The 20,352-nt window shown below is 30.7% G+C and carries 11 protein-coding genes and 1 riboswitch; all 11 genes read left to right on the top strand.

All coding sequences use genetic code 11. From position 1 onward, the window contains the following. The first annotated feature begins 2 nt into the window (after positions 1 to 2). Positions 3 to 3,722: a cobaltochelatase subunit CobN gene (locus LGK97_RS06505; RefSeq protein ID WP_226258946.1), complete on the top strand. Its 3,720-nt coding sequence runs from the start codon at positions 3 to 5 to the stop codon at positions 3,720 to 3,722. A 42-nt stretch (positions 3,723 to 3,764) separates the two neighbouring features. Next, entirely contained in the window at positions 3,765 to 4,799 is a 1,035-nt protein-coding gene (locus LGK97_RS06500) for an ATP-binding protein (protein ID WP_226258945.1), read from the top strand. A gap of 21 nt (positions 4,800 to 4,820) precedes the next feature. Then, positions 4,821 to 6,701: a magnesium chelatase subunit D family protein gene (locus LGK97_RS06495; protein WP_226258944.1), complete on the top strand. Its 1,881-nt coding sequence runs from the start codon at positions 4,821 to 4,823 to the stop codon at positions 6,699 to 6,701. Between the two features lie 17 nt (positions 6,702 to 6,718). Beyond that, a complete protein-coding gene (locus tag LGK97_RS06490) occupies positions 6,719 to 7,234 on the top strand; it encodes a hypothetical protein (RefSeq protein ID WP_226258943.1) in 516 nt (171 codons plus the stop codon). Between the two features lie 21 nt (positions 7,235 to 7,255). Further along, positions 7,256 to 7,439: riboswitch (cobalamin riboswitch) on the top strand. A gap of 30 nt (positions 7,440 to 7,469) precedes the next feature. Beyond that, positions 7,470 to 8,321: a YitT family protein gene (locus LGK97_RS06485; RefSeq protein ID WP_226258942.1), complete on the top strand. Its 852-nt coding sequence runs from the start codon at positions 7,470 to 7,472 to the stop codon at positions 8,319 to 8,321. A 977-nt stretch (positions 8,322 to 9,298) separates the two neighbouring features. Continuing rightward, complete coding sequence (locus tag LGK97_RS06480) at positions 9,299 to 11,968, top strand: AAA family ATPase (RefSeq protein WP_226258941.1); 2,670 nt, start codon at positions 9,299 to 9,301, stop codon at positions 11,966 to 11,968. Positions 11,969 to 12,357: 389 nt separating this feature from the next. Beyond that, positions 12,358 to 15,675 (top strand): tetratricopeptide repeat protein, encoded by a 3,318-nt coding sequence (locus tag LGK97_RS06475; RefSeq protein ID WP_226258940.1) that lies wholly within the window; start codon positions 12,358 to 12,360, stop codon positions 15,673 to 15,675. Positions 15,676 to 15,986: 311 nt separating this feature from the next. Further along, on the top strand, positions 15,987 to 18,068 hold the full coding sequence (locus LGK97_RS06470; protein ID WP_226258939.1) for a hypothetical protein: 2,082 nt from the start codon (positions 15,987 to 15,989) through the stop codon (positions 18,066 to 18,068). Positions 18,069 to 18,137: 69 nt separating this feature from the next. Further along, complete coding sequence (locus LGK97_RS06465; RefSeq protein WP_226258938.1) at positions 18,138 to 18,302, top strand: hypothetical protein; 165 nt, start codon at positions 18,138 to 18,140, stop codon at positions 18,300 to 18,302. Between the two features lie 503 nt (positions 18,303 to 18,805). Then, positions 18,806 to 20,065 (top strand): hypothetical protein, encoded by a 1,260-nt coding sequence (locus LGK97_RS06460; RefSeq protein WP_226258937.1) that lies wholly within the window; start codon positions 18,806 to 18,808, stop codon positions 20,063 to 20,065. Between the two features lie 61 nt (positions 20,066 to 20,126). Then, the coding region (locus LGK97_RS06455; RefSeq protein WP_226258936.1) for a helix-turn-helix domain-containing protein at positions 20,127 to 20,352 on the top strand (226 nt) is incomplete at its 3' end.

Genomic DNA, 20,352 nt, shown 5'->3' with positions numbered 1-20,352 from the left:
TAATGAAAATTGCATTTGTAACGGTGTCGTCTACGGCTGTGAAACACTTAATGGAATCAGGAAGATACATATCGGAAACCTATAAAGATGTGTTAAGTCTTAAGTTATTCTATGCAACAATGGAAATGAATCATGAAAAAATTGAAAGTATGATAGAAGATATTGAAAGCAGTGATTTGGTATTTGTTGACCTTATGGGAAGTAAGCCCGGCATTGCAAAGGCTGTTTATGGTGCGCTAAGCAATTGTAAAGGAAACATAATTCCCTACGGTAATTCTGCTAGAGAATATTTGAAATTAGGCGGCTTTACTGCAGAAACTAAGGTTTCTAAAGCTGAAGGTAAGGGTATGGATATGTCTGCCATGGCAAGAATGAAATCTAAGATGCAGAGCATGGGAAGTGCAATGCCAGAAAAAATGCGAGACATGAAGAATTATTCTTCTATAATAAAATACTTTAAGTTAGCTAATAAAGAAAATGTTACAAACATGCTACTACTGCTACTTAGGGACTATGGTGGGTTTGCCAATTTGCCAGAGCCAAAGGAGCCTTCAGAGTTTTCTGGTGTAAGTATTTGTAACCCAGAATCTAAGGAGTTTTATGATGACTTTACAGATTATGAAATTGAGTTTCCTTTTAATAAAGATAAGCCTACTGTAGCTTTATTGTTTTATGGACATACTTATCCTACAGATGCTTTTAATTGTGTGGCAACTATTAAGAATAAAATCGGAAAATTTGCTAATGTTCTTCCTATTGCAGTGTCAGGTTCTTTTTCGGAAAATAAACATAAATTTGAAGAATATATTTTACACAATGAGAAATACAAATTGGATTTAATAGTTAATTTCATGTCCTTTAGGCTTGGAGCTGGTCCTATGGGTGGAGACGCTGATGCAGCAGTTGAATTTTTAGAAAAAGTCAATGTTCCATATTTTCATCCGTTTTTTATGACGAGAAGAACTTCTAATGAATGGAAAGAATCTATTCAAGGTTGTAGCTCCTCAGAGGTTATGATATCTGTTATGCTTCCAGAACTTGATGGATGCATAGAAACATACCCTATAGCAGCTATGTGTGAGCCTAAATATGACAAAGAATTCGATATCTCTATTGAAGAATTAGAAATTATAGAGGAAAGAGCTGACAGGTTAGCTTCAAGGATAAAAAGACAGCTAGTGCTTAAAAATAAGAAAAATGAAGAAAAGAAAGTTGCTATCATATGCTACAACTATCCGCCAGGGGAAGGTAATCTATTTGGAGGAGCATTTTTAGATACCTTTGCCTCAGTGGAAAATATACTAAAAGCATTAAAAAATGAAGGTTACAATGTGGATGCTCTTAAAAAGGAAGAGCTAATGAACATATTTACAGCAGGCAAGGCTGTAAACTCCGGAAAGTATGGTGATGAATGGGAAGATTTAATAAAATACAGTGACAAAAAATACATAGATGAGTTTAAAGGTACTCTTGAGTTCAAGGAAATCCAGGAGCAGTGGGGAGAATCCCCAGGTAGAATAATGGCTAATGAAAACCATGAGTTCCTTATTCCAGGAACTATATTAGAGAATGTATTTATAGGCCTTCAGCCTACTCGTGGAATTCATGAGGAACCAGATAAAACTTACCATGATAAAACATTGTCTCCACATCATCAATATTTAGGATTTTATAAATGGCTTAGAGAAGAATTTAAGGCTGATGCGATAATTCACGTAGGAACTCACGGAACTTTAGAATTTTTAAAGGGAAAAGAATGTGGAATTAGTGAAGATTGCTATGGAGATAGGCTACTACAAGATATTCCACATATGTACTTATATTATTGTGGAAATCCTTCGGAGTCTGTTATGGCAAAAAGAAGGTCTTATGCTAATATTATAAGTTATCAACCACCAGTGTTTATACCTGGTGAACTTTATGGAGACTACTCAAAGCTTATGTCTATGGTGGATAATTATCACCAGGCATTAGGAATTGCGCCTCAAATCAGTAGCACTGTACTTAAAGACATTATGGCCATGGCAGAGCAATTAAATATGCCAAAAGAGCTTGAAAAGATTGAGAGTGAATTATACAGAATGAACACTAGCCTTATTTCTAAAGGACTACACGTGTTTGGGAATGGATTTGATGAAGAGGAGTCAAAAGAGTATGCAAGAGGCTTATTGAGTTATAACAGAAATGGAATAATCTCTCTAAGATATCTTGTTGCTAAATCAAATGGCTACGATGTGGAAGAGCTTTTTCAAAAGGAAGACTTTCAGAAGCTAAAGGAGCTAGATAACTTAGCAGATGAGGTTTTTAATTATTACATGAATAATGGTAACATTGACTTCTTTGAATGGATTCACAAGGATGCGAAGAAAGATTTTATTATAACTTTAGAATACGGGAAAAAGACTTGCGTAGAGGTGCAAGAGAATTTTGAACTTCGAGGATTATTAAAGTCATTATCTGCAGAATATAATAAAAGTAAGCTAGCAGGAGATATTTACAGGCATCCGGGAATACTTCCTACAGGATATAATCTACATCAATTTGACTCAAGGCTTATACCCACATGTTCAGCTTATATTAGAGGCTCAAAAGCCAGTGAAAATGTACTCAAGGCTTATAAAGATGAAAATGAAAGATTTCCATTGTCTACTGCAATTATTTTATGGGGCCTTGAAACTTCAAGAACTCAGGGTGAAACATTTTCACAAATTTTATGCTTCTTAGGTGTAAGAATATGTGATAAAAGAAGCAGTTGGGAGCCCAAATATGAGATTATACCTATAGAGGAATTGGGAAGACCTAGAATAGATGTGACAATAAATATATGTGGATTTTTTAGGGATATGTTTCCTAATCTTATTGAAAATCTTAGTGATATATTTGAGCTTATATATGAACTTGAGGAAAGTGATGAAGAAAACTATTTTAAGGCAAACTCCAAAGTGATTTATAATAAGCTGCTTGGAGAAGGATATGATGAGAAGAAGGCAAAGCAGCTTGCCATATCAAGAGTTTTTGGACCAGCGGAAGGTCAATATGGTACAGGTATAACCGGTATAATAGAGACAAAAAACTGGGAGAAAGAAGAGCAGATAGGCAGTGTGTTTATAAACAAGCTACAACATATTTATAATAGAAGCATGAGGGGTGTGAAAGTTAATGGCCTTTACGAAGAAAATTTAAAGGCTGTAGAACTTGTATCGCAGATAAGAAGCAATCATGAGTATCAGGTTACAGACTTAGACCACTATTATGAATTCTTTGGTGGCCTTGCAAAGTCTGTAGAGATGGTAAGAGGCAAAGGGGCAAAGCTTTATATAACTGATACCACCGAAGATAGAATCTTTACAGAAACCTTAGACAAATCTATAAATAGAGGCATAAGAACAAGGGTTTTAAATCCTAAGTGGATTGATGGAATGCTAGAACATAAATATCATGGTGGTCAAAAAATTGCGGATAGATTTGAAAATGTTTTAGGATTCGCAGCCACTACAAACAGTGTAGATGAATGGATTTATAATGATATGCACAGTTCATATGTGGATGATGATGCCCTGAGTAAAAGAATGAAGGAAAACAACCCTTATGCTTATATGGATATACTAGAAAAAATGATGGAATATTATAACAGAGGTTATTGGAAGGCTACGCAAGAGCAGCTTGAAAAAATCAAAGAAAGATATTTAGAAATTGAAGACGATATTGAAGAAAGGCTATAGGATGAAACTATCAGTAGTCTAAACACATTAGGAGGTATAAACGTGGATAATTCAACTCATTTGTATCCATTTTGCGCCATAGTTGGGCAAGAGGATATGAAGAAAGCACTTATACTAAATATTATAAATCCTCTTATAGGCGGAGTGCTTATAAGAGGTGAGAAGGGAACTGCAAAATCTACAGCAGTTAGGGCTCTTACTGATGTTATGCCTCTTAGAAATCAGGTGGAGAGTTGCAAATTTTCTTGTGACCCTGAAGATAGCAGTTTTTGGTGCCAAGATTGCAGGGAAGATCTTGAAGTTAATAATAAAAAAATAGTTAAAAGAAAAATGAGAGTTATAAACCTTCCTGTTAGTGCAACTGAGGATAGAGTAATAGGAACTATAGACATAGAACATGCTATTAAAAGTGGGGAAAAGAAATTTGAACCAGGAATTTTAGCAGAGGCCAATAGGAACATACTGTACTTAGATGAGATAAATCTATTAGATGACCATGTGGTAGATATTTTACTAGATGCAGCGGCTATGGGAGTTAATTCCGTAGAAAGAGAAGGCATATCCTATTCACACCCCGCTAGATTTGTACTTGTGGGTACTATGAACCCAGAAGAAGGAGATCTAAGACCGCAGCTTATAGATAGGTTTGGGCTTGTAGTGGATGTGAGTGGAGAAAAAGATGAGGATTTAAGAGTTGAGCTTATTACAAGAAGACTTGAATTTGAAGACAACCCTTATGAATTTATAGAAAAGTATAAGAAAGAGCAAGAAGAGCTTGGATATCAAATTCAAAAGGCTAGGGAAATCTTGAAACAAGTAAAGTATTCATCTCAGTGCCTAAAATTAGTGGCTAGGATTTCAATTATGCTTGGAGTAGATGGACACAGAGCTGATATAACCTTTATTAAAACAGCAGTTACCCATGCAGCCTATAGGGGTAGTTATAAGGTGGAAAAAGAAGATTTGTTTGCTGCTGCAAAATTTTCACTGCCTCATAGGATGAGAAAGAAACCGTTTGAAGATGGGGTTGTAGATTTTGAAAATGTGTATAAAATCATTGAAGATGAAAATTTATAAGTAAAGTATAGGGTGATGACAATGAATGAAAAAATCTATTTTCCTTTTTCTGCTGTAGTTGGACAAGATAAAATGAAAAAAGCATTAATATTAAACGTGATTAATCCTAATATTGGTGGGGTACTTGTAAGTGGAGAAAAGGGAAGTGCTAAGTCAACAATTATAAGAGCATTAGCAAATGTTATGGAAAATATGTCTGTAATCAATCTTCCCTTAAATGCTACTGAAGATAGAGTTGTAGGAAGTATAGATATAAAAAAGGCTCTTAAGGAAGGTAGAAAGAGTTTAGAAGCTGGTCTCCTAAAAAGTGCCCATAATAATTTTTTATATATAGACGAAGTGAATCTTTTAAGTGAGCACATTGTGAACATACTTCTTGAGGTTTCATCTAAAGGAGTAAATGTTATTGAAAGGGAAGGGATTTCTTATAGCCATCCTTCTAAATTTGTGCTTGTAGGTTCTATGAATCCTGAAGAAGGGGTGCTAAGATCTCAGTTCATAGATAGGTTTGGTCTATATGTAGAGGTTAAAGGTGAGACAGACATTGATCTAAGAACAGAAATTATGGATAGATGTCTTAGATACGAGAGAAATCCAAAAGAATTCTGCAATGAATGGATTAGTAGAGATAAAGTTGTTAAAAAGTCCATTGAAAAGGCTAGAAAGCTCATTGATAAAACAACAGTGTCCAAGGAAAATATGTATTTTGCAGCGTCCCTTTCAATGGAAGGAAAATGCTCAGGAAATAGGTCGGAAATAAAGCTTATACAAACTTCAAAGGCTATAGCAGCATTAGACGAAAGAACCATTGTAGAGCTTGAGGATATAAAAGAGGCTGCATTTTATGTATTGCCTCATAGAATCCGTGAAGCGGTATCCTTTGAAGAAGAGGATCAATATAGTGAGGAAAGCAATGGAGATGTAGAACAGGTGGATGGCCAACTAGAGAATGAAAAAGATAATGGGAACTCAGATCCACAGCAGGATAGTTATGAAAATATGAGTTCGGGATTAGATGGAGAAAGTGGTACCAGCGAGAAGGAGACTTTAAGCAATGAAAAAGTTGAAGCTGTTAATGATTATTCTGAAAAATTGTCGATAAAGGTAGTATTTGAAGGGAAATCTCAGCTAAAGGGACTAGGCAAGAGAAGTAAGGTAAAAACCAATAGTAAAAGTGGAAGATATGTGAAGTATAAATTTCCAAAGGGAAAATTAAAGGATATAGCCTTTGATGCAACCTTTAGAATAGCTGCATGTAATCAGCAAAACAGGGATAGAAGTTCAGGGCTTATATGCATAAAACCAGAGGATTTTAGGGAAAAGGTTAGGGAAAGACGTACTGGTGCAACTATTTTATTTATAGTAGATGCTAGTGGTTCTATGGGAGCCAGAAAGAGAATGGGAATCGTGAAGGGTGCAGTGCTTTCACTTTTAAATGATGCATACCAAAAGAGGGATAAAGTAGGAGTAATAGCCTTTAGAAAGCAAGAGGCAGAGGTCCTCTTAAATGTTACTAGAAGTGTAGACTTAGCGGAAAAGTGTCTTAAGTATTTGCCAACAGGAGGGAAAACTCCTTTGGCACTTGGACTTCATAGAGCTGATGAGCTTCTTAAAGCCGAAAGGATTAGAAATCCAGATTCACTACAATTTATTATTCTTGTATCTGATGGAAAGGCTAATGTGCCTCTAATGAGCAATAATGCTTTTGAGGATGCACTTAATATAGGTGAGAAATTCAATAGCAAGGGCATAAAAAGCATGATTATCGATACAGAAGATAGTTATATTCAATATGGGTTTGCAGAAAAGCTTTCAAAGGTCATGGACAGTCAATATATAAAGATAAGCAATAACTCAAAAGCACAAATTAACTCAAATATAAAAAATCTTATAAACATATAATGAAAGGGGATATAAAAGTGAAAAAAGTAATAAATGTTTTTTTAGTATTAACTTTGGTTTTTAGTATATTAACAGGGTGTGGAAATAGTGCTACTAAGTCAAGTTCACAATTAAAGGGTTTTAGCGAGGAAAATGGTCTTCTTGTCTATACTGATAAAATCAATAGTCCCTTTGAAAATAGCGGATTAAGCATTAGCATAAAGCAAGGCACGGATGGATATGCTAAATTTATAAAAACAGATAAAGAAGGTAAGGAAACAGTTGATTATTATAATTTTAGCTATGAAAAAAATCAAGTTGAAAAATATTATTATGTTTCTGCTATGGGAACAGGGTTTTACTACCATTATGACTTAGCTAGCAATACTTTATTAAAAGTAGAAGATATAGACCATAAGGATACAACGAAGAGCGTAAAGGATTCAGGTAGATGGGATAATGCGGTATTAAAGGTGGATGATGAGATAAAGAGTTTAGAAAAATACTTTATGGACCAATACAAAATGTCAATAAAGGATTCCGTTGTGAAATAAAAATAATATTATAAACAATAAAATTTAATAATAAATATAGGTTTAATCAATATTGATTAATTAAAAGGGAATCAGGTTAGAATCCTGGACTATCCCGTAGCTGTATTAGATGAGTTTATGTGCAATATGCCACTTGGTAACAGGGAAGGCGCACTTAAATGATGAGTCTTAAGTCAGAAGACCTGCCTATATTTTGCACCATAGCTCTACGAGTGATAGGGAGGTTAATTTAATTATGAGTATTAAAGAGAAAGGCATATTGAGAGTTTTAATGATTATTATGGGTAGTATGATATATTCTATGGGAGTAAATGTATTTATAATACCTAATAGATTGCTAAGTGGAGGAGTTGCAGGTATAGCAATAATTCTACAGTATTTAACGAAGTTTCCCTCTGGTTATTGGGTAATACTTATTAATATACCAATATTCTTAATAGGAATAAAAGTGGTTGATAGAGAGTTTGGTATTTTTAGTTTTATAGGAATGATATCTATGTCTTTATCCTTAATCATTACTAGAAACTTTCATAGTTTAAATTATATATCAGATCCATTAATAGCTTCTTTATGTGGAGGGGCATTAACTGGAATAGGTGCTGCAATAATATTTAAAAATAGAGCATCACAAGGTGGTACAGATATTATAGCTGTGGTAGTTAAGAAAAAGTATGGAATATCTATAGGTAGAATAGCATTTATGATTAATTCAGTTATAGTTGCTATGGGCATGTTTATTGGAAGCTTGGAAACAGCAGTATATACTTTAATTGCAATGTATATTAGTGCTGCCATGGTAGATAAAGTTATTCAAGGATTTAATCAAGAAAAAGTAGTTTTAATCGTAACTGGAAAATGCGATAAAGCCAAACAAGCTATTTTAGAAAACTTAGGTAGAGGAGTAACTTATCTTTACGGAGAGGGTGCTTATACAGGAGAAAAAAAGAAGATTATTTACTGTATTTTATCACCTAGGGAAATTGAAGAAGTTAAAAACTTAATGGAAAATATAGATACTTCAGCAGTGATATCAATTATGGATACAACTGAGGTAAGAGGTAAGGGGTTTAAGGCAAGAGCATTTTAGGATAGTTTAACAACATTTTGGAAGATTCAAGTCTACCATCTTCTATAACTGGCAGTAGCCTAGCCTAGAAAAATTAATTTTAAATATATGAAAATACATAAAAAACCACTATTTATTTTTTAATTATAAATAGTGGTTTCTTATTTTTTTATTATATAGGAAATAGCTTGCGGAAGTGGATAGCATCTACATGCTAGAGCTTGCCACTTTTGAGTAGACGTACAACTATAAGGTGTACTGAAAATATCAATAAATGTTGATTTTAGGTAACCTAAAAAATGTAATTAACACAACTCCACCTGTACTGAGCATACAGGTGGGTTTTGCTGCATACAACTTGATGTGTACTGAAACATGTATAAAATGAAGGAATATGCATAATTAACTTATAACGTGCAACATTAAATCTTTATTAATCAGTTGGTAAGCATTATTAAAAATGTGTCTTGTGTTACATTTTACTTGATTTTGTGTAATATAAGTACTTACAAATAAACAACAAGAGTAATTTTAAAATTTTAATAATATAGTCAACTTTGTTTTACTAGATTTGATGAGGAGAAGGTTCAATAAGTATTGTATTAGTATTTGTGATAATTTGATTGGGTGAATTATAAGAATATTAATATTTTACACCTAGCATAAGTATAAGTATACAAAATTCAGAAATTGGCTTTATAATAATTTTACAAATTTAATTTATATCTTTTCACATTAGATAGATGACTATTGGGATAAATGGAAATAATATAAGTGTAATATATCGTATTTTTTTACTTTTTTCTACAAGCAATGAAGGAGAATTAGGGGAGTTTGTTGAATTATGTTAATGGAATACTTTATAGCTGTTAATACAGTGATATTACATAAAGTCTTTAATTAGTGTGTTTATAATGTAGGATTGAAAAAGACCATATATTTTTGTTTAAAAGATATAAGTACAAGTAATAGAAAAATGAAATAAAAGGGGACACAAAATGGGGGATTCATTAGTAAAACAAGAATTTTATAAATGGATAATTTCACTCGATCAATTAACGCTTTCAGACACAGATAAGAAGTTTTTAAATCTCCTCATAACCAACTTTGACGACATTGTTCCGTTGGGAACTGCTGGAGGGTCAAGGGCAAAGAAGATTGGACAATTAATTGTAAAACATAAAACAGATCTTTCTTCTATGTTGATTGATCTAGCAAGTACAAGTACAGCAGATACTGAAATAGTTAATTACATTTCCGAATTAAAAATCGGACCATTCAGGGGATTTTCTGTGGAAGAGACTTTTACTTTCGATAAAAAGTACACATTTATGTATGGACCAAACGGTTCTGGTAAGTCTAGTTTTTGTGAAGGTCTTGAATATGCACTTTTAGGTAGCATTTCAGAAGCAGAATCAAAGCGAATTGATGTTGCATTATATACAAAAAATGCAAAAGTTGGAACGGGTAAAAATCCAACGATCTATGGGATTAAAAAAGATAAGCAAAAGGTCATGATTGCTCAGAATCCAACAGCATATCGTTTCAGCTTTATTGAAAAGAATCGTATTGACAACTTTGCGAGAATATCTTCTGCCACAGCCAAAAACCAACAAGATCGCATTGCAACATTATTTGGTCTTGATGATTTTAATGAATTTGTCAATAATTTCACGGAAAATTTTGATGGCAAGTATTTGACATTAGTCAATCAGAAGGAACTTGATTTTGCTGTAGAAATTCAGGAAAATGCAGTATCTAAGGCGCGAATTGTTGAAATTAATAAAGGACTAAGTAATCAAGCAGAGAAAGTCACGACCCTATTAAATGAAGTAGGTCAAGAAAAGATAAAGACACTTGAAGAATTAAATTTATATTTGATAGGAGATAATGGTACAAAAGGAGTAGTAAATTCACTCCAAGAGAAGAAGGCTGAGAGCGTACCTATTGATATAAATAAATTAATTATTGGAAATCTTAGTACTAGTGTGAGAAAACTTGGAGAAAGATTTGCTTTATTGAAGTTAAAAATATTAGATTTAGAAAATTTATCTTCAGAAGTGAATTTTAAGGATTTGTATATGGCAATAGAATTAATCTCTAAAGATATTGACTCCGATAAGTCTGTATGTCCAGCTTGTAAAACACCAATAGATAAGGCAGTCATTGATCCATTTACTAATGCAGTTTCTGAACTTGGCAAAGTGGGACATCTTGCGACAATACAGTCTGATATTGAATCGATTGCAATATCAATATCAAAAGAAATACGAGATTTAAATAATACTATTAAAGAATTGAATAAAATTAAAGAAGTGGTTGCTAATAAAGAGCCAGTTTTTTCATTGCTTACCGAATTTGTTTATACTGGTATCGTATCAATAGGCGTATGGAAGAATACATTTACAATTGAATTGAATCAAGTACAAATAACAGCTGCTGAGAATACCATGGTTTCAAGGGATATTCAATCCTATAACACTACTTTACAACAAAAAAGAGATGAAAAAGCGAAAATAAATAAAGAGCTTTTAAAATATCAAAACTTTAAGCAACATCTTGATGAAACAAATGCATTGAGAACAACATGGTCTAACGAAAAAACTAATTTAGAAAAAAAAGTCATAGATTTTAAAATTAAAAATATAGAAAAACTAAAAGAAATAGAAAAACTCAAAGATGCGATTGATGTTCATAAAGAATATGTTAGCTCTTATCAGTCACTTATTGGAAAACTCAAGGAATATCGAAATGCTCTACCGTTGATATTAGCTGCGGGTCTTGCGGATAGGACAAAAGAGTTTTTTAATATAATAAATGATCATGATTCTGATTTTGAAAAATTGGAATATCTAAAACTACCTACGGGACCAGGTGAAAAAATATTTATACGATTCTATGGTGATACAAAAGAATACGATGCTCTATTGATTCTCAGTGAAGGACATATAAAGATTCTTGGATTGTCACTATTACTTTCTAAAGTAGTTAATGGGGATTTAGGTTTCATTATTTTTGATGACATTGTAAACGCTATAGATGATGAGCATCGGGATGGAATAGCAGAACTATTGCTCAAGAATCCTGATTTGAAGGACAGACAACATATTCTTACTTGTCATGGAGCACAGTTTATCTCAAAGCTAGAACATAAGATTGGAGCATCTACTGCAAGTAAAGAAATTAAAAGTTATAGATTTGTACCTTCGGATGTTATTGAAGAACGAGGAGTTAAGATATCTAACGGTAGCTCTAAGCATTATTTGTTACTAGCAAAAAAATCTTTTGAAGAAGATGATCGAAAAGATGTCGCTTCTCGTTGTCGTCAAGCTATAGAAAGTATCTCAGAACAATTATGGAATAAGTTATGCAAAAAATTAAATATGAATTTAAAAGTAACGATGCGTAGTCCAGGATCTAGACCAGATTTATCGTCGGTGGTTGATAGTTTAATCAAAGAACTTCAAGGCATTTCAAGTCTAAATGAATTGCAATCTGAGTTGAAGCAACTTAAAGAAAAATATCCTTGGAGTCTCTTGAACAAAGGAACTCATGAACAGGGCGATTTACCTGAGTTAGAACGAAAAGATCTTGCTGATTTGTTAACTCTTATTGAAAAAATTGAAGCAAAAGTATGTGAAGTAAAACTTGAAGTTTCAAGTGTATAAGGAAAGAATAAGACTCTTATATACCGCCTATATTCGTTGGTTGATGGGGAAGTAAAAATGGAAATAGCAGTAAAGATATTGAATAAAACAAATCATTTAGTATATTTTGTAATGAGCAAGTGTTGATATACCTAAAATAATAGATTGTTGAACACATAGTTTATTTATGGATGTGTTCAACAAACTGTTTTTAAAGATAGATGGATTGTAAATCAACTCTGCATTTGAGAAAACACATTAATTCTTATTAGTATAAATTTTAAAGCATTAAGGATTACATAGATTTTATATAATTAGTGGTTAATATTTTTCCTATTAGTAGTAGGAATATTTAATAATTCCATGATTTAATTATCTAGAAAAAATTAAAAAAGATAGAGGGTATTTTGATGGAAAAAATGTGTCCATGTTGTAATGGTAAGCTATTAGAAATGAACAATATGTTATTTTGCTCATCTAATTCAAATGTGTGTAATTTTAAATGTTTAATTAATGAACATAATACTTTAATTTTGCCGTGGAATCTTCAAAAATGCAAACAAGAATCTCTATGGAATACAAAAGTATTTACAAAATTTCCATTCATCATTTCTGAGCAATATAAGAGAGTGTTTAAATTGTTAGAGCAAGATAAACGCTATGGGGTACTACTACAGATAAAAGATTTATTCGAGGTAATGATAAAATTTCCAACACTACTCATACTTAGTAAGTATGATACGGTTGGAAAAAGAGATAAAGAGATAAATAAAATAATAGAATATCTTTTGAATAATAATATGTCATTGGGACATTGGTTTGAAATAGCCTCAAAATGTCTAAAGATTAATGATACGAGCGATGTTATGGAAATTTTATCAGACATAGTTAATATAGAAAAAACTGAACATATTGTAAAGTGGAGAAATGATACTATTGGTCATGGTGCACTTCAACTTGATGATACTGAGGATTTTAGAAATGATATTGAAAAAAAATTACAAATAATAAAAGAACACTTTGATAGGTATGAAGAAAGGTATTCTAATTTAACATTTGAATTAATAAAAGAAAATCAGATATTTAAATTACAGGGTGTAAATGTAGATGTAAAAATATTTACCAATTGTTCGAAACTATGTTTTTATAGTGAAGGAAAAGAAATAGTACTAAAAAATTATATAACAGTAAGAGATGATGGAATTTATTTTTTTGACTCTTACTTAAAATGCAAGAAAAAAGTAAAAATTTTAAACTATATTGATGCAAAAATATTAATTGAGGAAACACCATATTTTGAAGAACTTTCGAAAGTAGTATCAAAAGATTTACAGGTTAACATTCAAAATGTAACATATTTAGATAATGAAATATATAAAACCAGTGAGGAAGAGTTAATAAATAACATAGATATACCAGAAACTGTTCAAATACCACTTTATTTGCAAAAATGGTTGCAAAGTAATATTAACAAAGATAATAAAGGAATATATTTACTTCAAATGCAATCAGGTATGGGCAAGACAACTTTTTCAAAAATGCTTGATCAACATTCAATATGTAAGATTAAATTTCCTGAAATTGCAGTAAGATCATATTATATCAATGATGCATATTCTTACAAGGTAGATATATTTAAAAATAATATTGTTGATTCACTTAAGTATGATGATGATAAAGTTGATTCTATAAAAGGAAATATACAAGATGGTGTACATAGATTTTTTGAGAAGGATGTATACAATAAAAAAGAATTTGCAAATGTGCTTAAATTTTTCCAAAATATTTATAAAAATAATTGCTGGAATAATAAGTTATTAATTATTATTGATGGGCTTGATGAGATACCGGTACAAGATAGCGGGACAATATTTGATATAATACCAAATATTGAAGATCTTAATGATGGAATATATATTTTGCTAACTTGTAGAACAAGTGATGAAAATTCCGATTTCGTTAATTCTAAATTAAAAGAATTACAATTAAGCGATAGATTAATTGTTCGTTGTGAGAATAAAGAGTATATTGACACAATGGCTAAATTTATAAGTAAAATTAGCAATATTGAGAATAAAGATAAAATAAACCAAATTATAAAACTTGCAGAGAATAAATTTTTATATATTAGACTTATACAATATATAATAAAATTTAAGGGTGACAATTTCATTAATGATGGAATAAATATTTTTGGCGAATTTCTTAATTTATTACATAATCTATACAGTGATAAATATTTTATGGAAATATTGAAGATTTTATTGATTTTAGCAAGTTCTCGAAAGGCAGTTACAATAAAAGAAATATGTTATTTATTAGATGGGCAACAGATAAATTTCAGATTTCTTGCATATTTTGCAGATATTAGTTTGATGCTACAAAAGGAAAGAACATATAGAGGAAATGCAATAATGGTTGCACATTCAGACTTGAGAAGATATCTTTTACAAAATTATGATATTCTTATAAAAGATATGAGCAGAATTTGGGTCACAAATGTAATAAATATAACAATAGATGTATTAGAAAAAGATGCGGAAAAAGATTATTTGTTTTTTCATTCTATATATTATGCAATGCATTTTAATCCAGACCTTATAGAAAAGCTAATTAACAGCAAAAATTTTAGCGATCACAACATCTATAATATTATAGAAAGAAAAAATATTAAGCATTATGAATTGGAGAGAATTGATGAGTTTTTAACGGATTATATATATTTGATTGAAAAATTTAACGGGAGTGAATGGATAAGTAACAATGTCTTAATTTTATTAAGAGCTTATTTTGTAAAGGCGCAAATCTATTTAGAGAATGGGTTTGGCTCAAATTTAGGATACAATAATGATTTGGATAAAGCCATTAGAATTATTGAAGACCATAATATTAAAGAAATAGTAGCCGCAAACTTCTATAATTTAAGAAGTGAATACTTTAGAAAAATTGGTAACATAACTAAATCAATGAACGATAATGAAAAGTTATGTAAGTTGTTATTGCAAATTGGTGTTAACTTGGATAAGTCTAGTCAGAATAAATATATATTATCAAATATTAATTTGCAAAATGCAATTAATTATAAAAATATAGATAATATAGATAGTTCACTTGGGTTAAGTAAAAAAGCATTAGAATTATTGCCGGGTTCTGAAGATTATGATGAAGTTGAAGTGATTTTGAAGGCTAACATTTATAATAATATGGGATTATGTTATATAAAAAAGGATAATCTTCAAAAGGCAGAATATTATTTATCTAAGACTATTGAATTAAAAGAAGGTTTAAACAGTAAGGAGCTTACTATCTTAAATGCTATTCCTATGCATTATGCGAATATGGGACAAGTTTTAAGGCGAAAAGGCGAATACACAAAAGCACAACAAAAATACACAGAAGGAATCCAAAAGTTGTTATACATTGAACAACAAGGATTCAAAGTAAACTATAACACAATGGCTATGTTATATAATGGGAGGGCAAATGTTTTTTTGAATTTAGGGTCAATCGATAATGATAGAAAATGTTTTATTGATGCATTGACTAATTACGAGGTAGCTTTAGAGTCTATTAATAAGATTGATAAAAATAATCAGGACATTAGGTTATTGGCTAAATTATATGAGAATATTGCAATAATATATGGTGAACCACTGGGAAATGATTCTGAAAGACAAAAATATATTGATAAGTATAATGATACAATTAGAATTTTGGCTAAAAATTAGCGATATTAAGAAGATACAAATATTAATAAACTTAATTCTATAAAATTTCATTTATAGGTCTACATAGGCTATAAAAATAGTTGAGTCTGTGAAAGTACTTAAATATACATTGATAAACTAATTTAAGTTGACTGAAAAGTTAAATTAAGACTCAAAACAATATACACATCTAGAAACAAATTTGATTTTAGGTTATTAAATATATCATTTCATTTAATTTTGTCTGCGGTGAACTAATTGAGAAGTAGGTAAGATTTGTATAAAACAAACAAAAATGCATTAAGTAAAAAATATTGGAGGCGAGAATATATATGAAAAAATTTGAACTTTGGCTGGATGAAAGTGGTGATTTTTCAACAAATGATATGGAACTTAAGAATAATCCATCATTGGTTGGAGGAGTATTAAGTGAAAAGGGAGCAATAACAATTGAAGAATTGAAAGAACTTTATATCTCGAAGAGTGGCTCAACTACTATTCATTTAAATGAAATGAAGGAGAATGTAGGATGCTTCGTATGTGATGTTCTAAATGATCTAACAGATAAAGTAGAGGCTTTTGTTATATTTGAAAATACTGAAAGACTTTTAAACATAAACGAAGATGATACATACCTTAATGTTTTATCTCAGGGTGTAGTAAAGCTTTATGAAGAATTGGTGATAAAATACGAAGATATAGAATTAGAAGTGTTAATTGCAGTTAGATCATCAAATAAATTTAACTATGTAGAAATAATAGGGCAAAGTGAGTATGAAAAACATGTTAAGAAAAAAATACTATATGGGGATTTAGACAGCATTATAAATGGAAATAGGCTTAATCTAACCCTAGGATCAGCAAGAAAAAACCAAAAACTCATGCTAGCTGATATAGTATGTAATTCCTATTTAACTATGGGCGCCAAAAAATTTAATGGGTATGAGGATAAAATTATTAAAATAATGGAGGAGAAAATCTATAAGTTTTCTCTTACTGAACGCTTAGCAGAGACTTTAATTAACAAATATATCTTTGAGGAAAATTTCAGTAATGCAATCCTGTTGATATTAACTTCAAAAAGCTTAAACGGTAACATCAATAGAAAAAAGCTTATTTTGGACAGATTTGCTTCTTTGGAGAATGGAACAATTAACCTTCATCTAATTAACATAGTTAATTACTTAAATTGTCTCATTATAAATAGAAAGTTTACAGAAGGAAAAGAATATCTTTTAAATGTAGAGAGCTTTTTATTACATGAACTAGAAAACCGAGGGATTGAAAATAAACTTAATGGCGATTACCATAAATTTAAATTTGATATAAAACTTCTACTACTGACTATTTATACACATGAAGGAGATACATTAGCGAGTCGAAAGATTATTTTGGAATGCAATGATAAAATAGGTACCTATATTACGAACTTTGAAAACTTAAATCAGTACCTAATATTCAAAATAAGGGAAGGTATTCACCTACAAAACATTTTCGATTTTTATGGTTCTGTAAAAAAAATGGAAAAGTTAATTTTAATGATAAATGATATTCTAGAGGTATTACCAATGGCAACTGGTTTTAATGACATCGGTGAAAATATCAAATCAGAGCTTCTTATGGAAGCAAGGGGAACAAAACTTTTAGCAAATATTCTTAGAATAAGACAAGTTAAACTAAAAGAGAGAGGAAGCTTTCTTAAGGAATTAAGAAAGGAGTCAGACGAAATTATAGAAGGTTTTGACTCTTCTTATGATAAAAGCATTCAGTATCAGTTTAGAAGTAATTTGGAATGTGAAGTGGGTAATTATACAGAAGCAATAAATTATCTGGGTAAAGCAATGGATGATGAGGGCAATGGTATTAGATTTCTAGCTAAGGCGGTAATTAATAGCACGTCTCCATATCCGATGATGCACTACACGAAGATTATGAGCGAAGCAAGTATGGATAAACAAAAAATAGCCAAGGAACTTTATGAGGCGTTGGTTTATGAAAGGTTTGAGGATAGCAGGTGGATTGGTTTAAGGGAAGCGGAGTGCAATTACCCATCATTTGTTACTTATTGGAGAATAGGAAATTACCTTATCGAAGACAATTCTATAAGTGCTGCACTTAAATATATAAATAAAGCTATTGCTATCGGTAATCGCCATTCAAAAAATCTGACTTTAAGAGGAATAAATCTAGGTGCTATGGCTTCTAAACTTTTAGCTTTAAAAAAAGGAGTTAGCAATCAAGTGAAAGATAATGAGGTCATTGCTTTTCAAAAGAAATTTATAAGAGAGGTAGAGGAATTTCAGGGATTGGATTTACCTTTAAAGATGCAAAAATATTTCAAGGATTTTATTGAAATTAATTTAGTTAACGATGAAGAAAGCATTAAGAAACTTGTAAGGAAGATTTCTTTTTAGAAAGAGTATAAGAAAAATGAGGAAATACAATTTAGAAAGATACACCGCTTAATAGATTTATGTGAGGTTTTGATAAAGACTGATACAAGTTATATATTATCAGGTTACTTTTGCATAAAGGAGATATCTCAGGACATAAAAGAATTATTAGCATCTACGATTATAGTTCCGATGTTAGATCAATGGCATCGTATAGGTAGGAGTGATGTCAATAAATTAGCAATGCTTGAATAAGTAAAAAAAATGAATTCATTGAGTTGGAACATTTGTTAGTAAGAAAGCAAAACAAACTATGTTGAATACAGTAAAAAGTATTTATAATTTAGTTGGAGAAGATTACTTGTTAAAGAATAAGTTAATTTTAGCATAAAAAATGAGTTGAGAAAAAATTGTTTTAATCTTAATAGATATGAGTATAGTACTTCATTGTTAGTAGAAGATTTCTATAAAACATATAAATGGTGGGATGAAAAGGTAGAAATTAATAAGTTGGTATAAATTAGAAATAGATATGCTCGTGGGGCTACTCCGTTGGAAGATGGTAGGTATGATAGACTATCCACTACGAGCCCTTATTTATAAGCATTCTTAGGGGAGTATAGTATACACATAGAGACTCAATGTTAATAGCAACCTTTTACTACTGGTAAAAATTCAGAAAATATAGTTGACGTAATTTCATCATATAACTTTGTCGGTAACAATTATCCATATAATCACAGAAAGGAGAACTGTCAATGAATGAATTATATGATATTAATTTATTTCAAGAAAAAGTCTCATTTCAGAATAAGCAATGTTCTGTAATGCTTCAATTTTACATTCAGATTTCATCTGATTCTAATTTTAGACTTATACTTTTTAAAACAGGTGAGAAAAAAGAAATTAGGTCAACAGATATTTATTATTTGGTTGGAGCTGACACGGACCATCATACATTTACACCAATTAATATCAAGTGTATAAGTGAGATATTAGATATTATTAAAAAATTAAATATTAATGAAAAAATCAAGGAGGTATTTCGTGATATAAATACAGATATAAAGACAAATGATGTATCCACTACTCTACTATTAATTACCACCCATCTATTTGTTTTTATAGGTAATTCAGATTATTTGTCGGACAAAAACAGCATTGTTATTTCGTGTTTAGATGACAATAAAGTTACACCAACTATATTCTGTTCCTATGCTTCTGATGGTATAAATTTAAAAGTTTACGCTGAATTATCACAACTTCCATTCAAACCTTATTCAACATATCACTTATTAGATGGCCTTAAGGTATTTAAAAACTCTAAATTTATTGGAGACTATTATCCAGATACTTTAACAAATGATAATGGAAAAACACAGTTAATGTGTAGAGTCTTTAATAATACATTACTTCAAGATACAAACTTATCAAAATTTCATTTTGATAAGCTTAGTGTATTTGACATGATGTATTTCACGACACGAATGGCAGGCTTAAAAGATGATTCTATAAAACTCCCAGCTGAATACATACAAAATAATAACTGGTATACAGTTATTATACCAATTAGCAATATTTCAGCATTATCAGAATTTGGAATAGGCAATGTGCGTTTCTTAAAGCATAGCAATTTGGAATTGAATGAATTTGAAAATCACATAAACGATTCTGTTATAACACGAAAATGCTATGCCAAAGTATACATTAATGAATACAATTTTTATAATGCATATATTAAAGCAAAAAAGCAGATTGAACAAGGAATAGATGTGCTTGTTAATATTGCAAGAGATGATAGTATATACAGTAATCATTCGGTTGCAACTCAAATAATAGAAAAAGATTTAACTTACTTAGCTGCAAAGCCTATAATTGATACTTGGTGTTATATTGAAAATTCATTTTATGAACAAAAAATAATATTTAACTCTAATTCCATTGCTATAAAGCCTGAATTAATCATAAGCAACAGTACTGTATATGTTAATCTAAAAGTACCCCACCATTCTAATTGAAAACTCCCCCACTTTAATGTAAACTTTCTTATGATAGAACATCATAAGAGGGGGAATGGAGATGATCAAATTGAGTGAAAAACAGCACATCATAATATCGGCATATCTAAACGGAAAGTCTCAAAGGTGCATAGCAAGAGAGACTGGAATTGATAGAAAAACTATTAGAAAATATGTTAAAGAATATGAATTGACAAAACAAGAGATTTTAAACTTTGAAGGACAAATTGAAGATATAAGGGAACTTCAGAGTATTATTGTTGAGAGACCTAAATATAAGTGTTTAA

Origin of the sequence: Clostridium sp. CS001 (assembly GCF_020443565.1) — a bacterium.
Classification (GTDB): domain Bacteria; phylum Bacillota; class Clostridia; order Clostridiales; family Clostridiaceae; genus Clostridium_AD.
The sequence above is the reverse complement of the archived record's forward strand: the minus strand, read 5'-3'. Positions and strand labels throughout refer to the sequence as shown.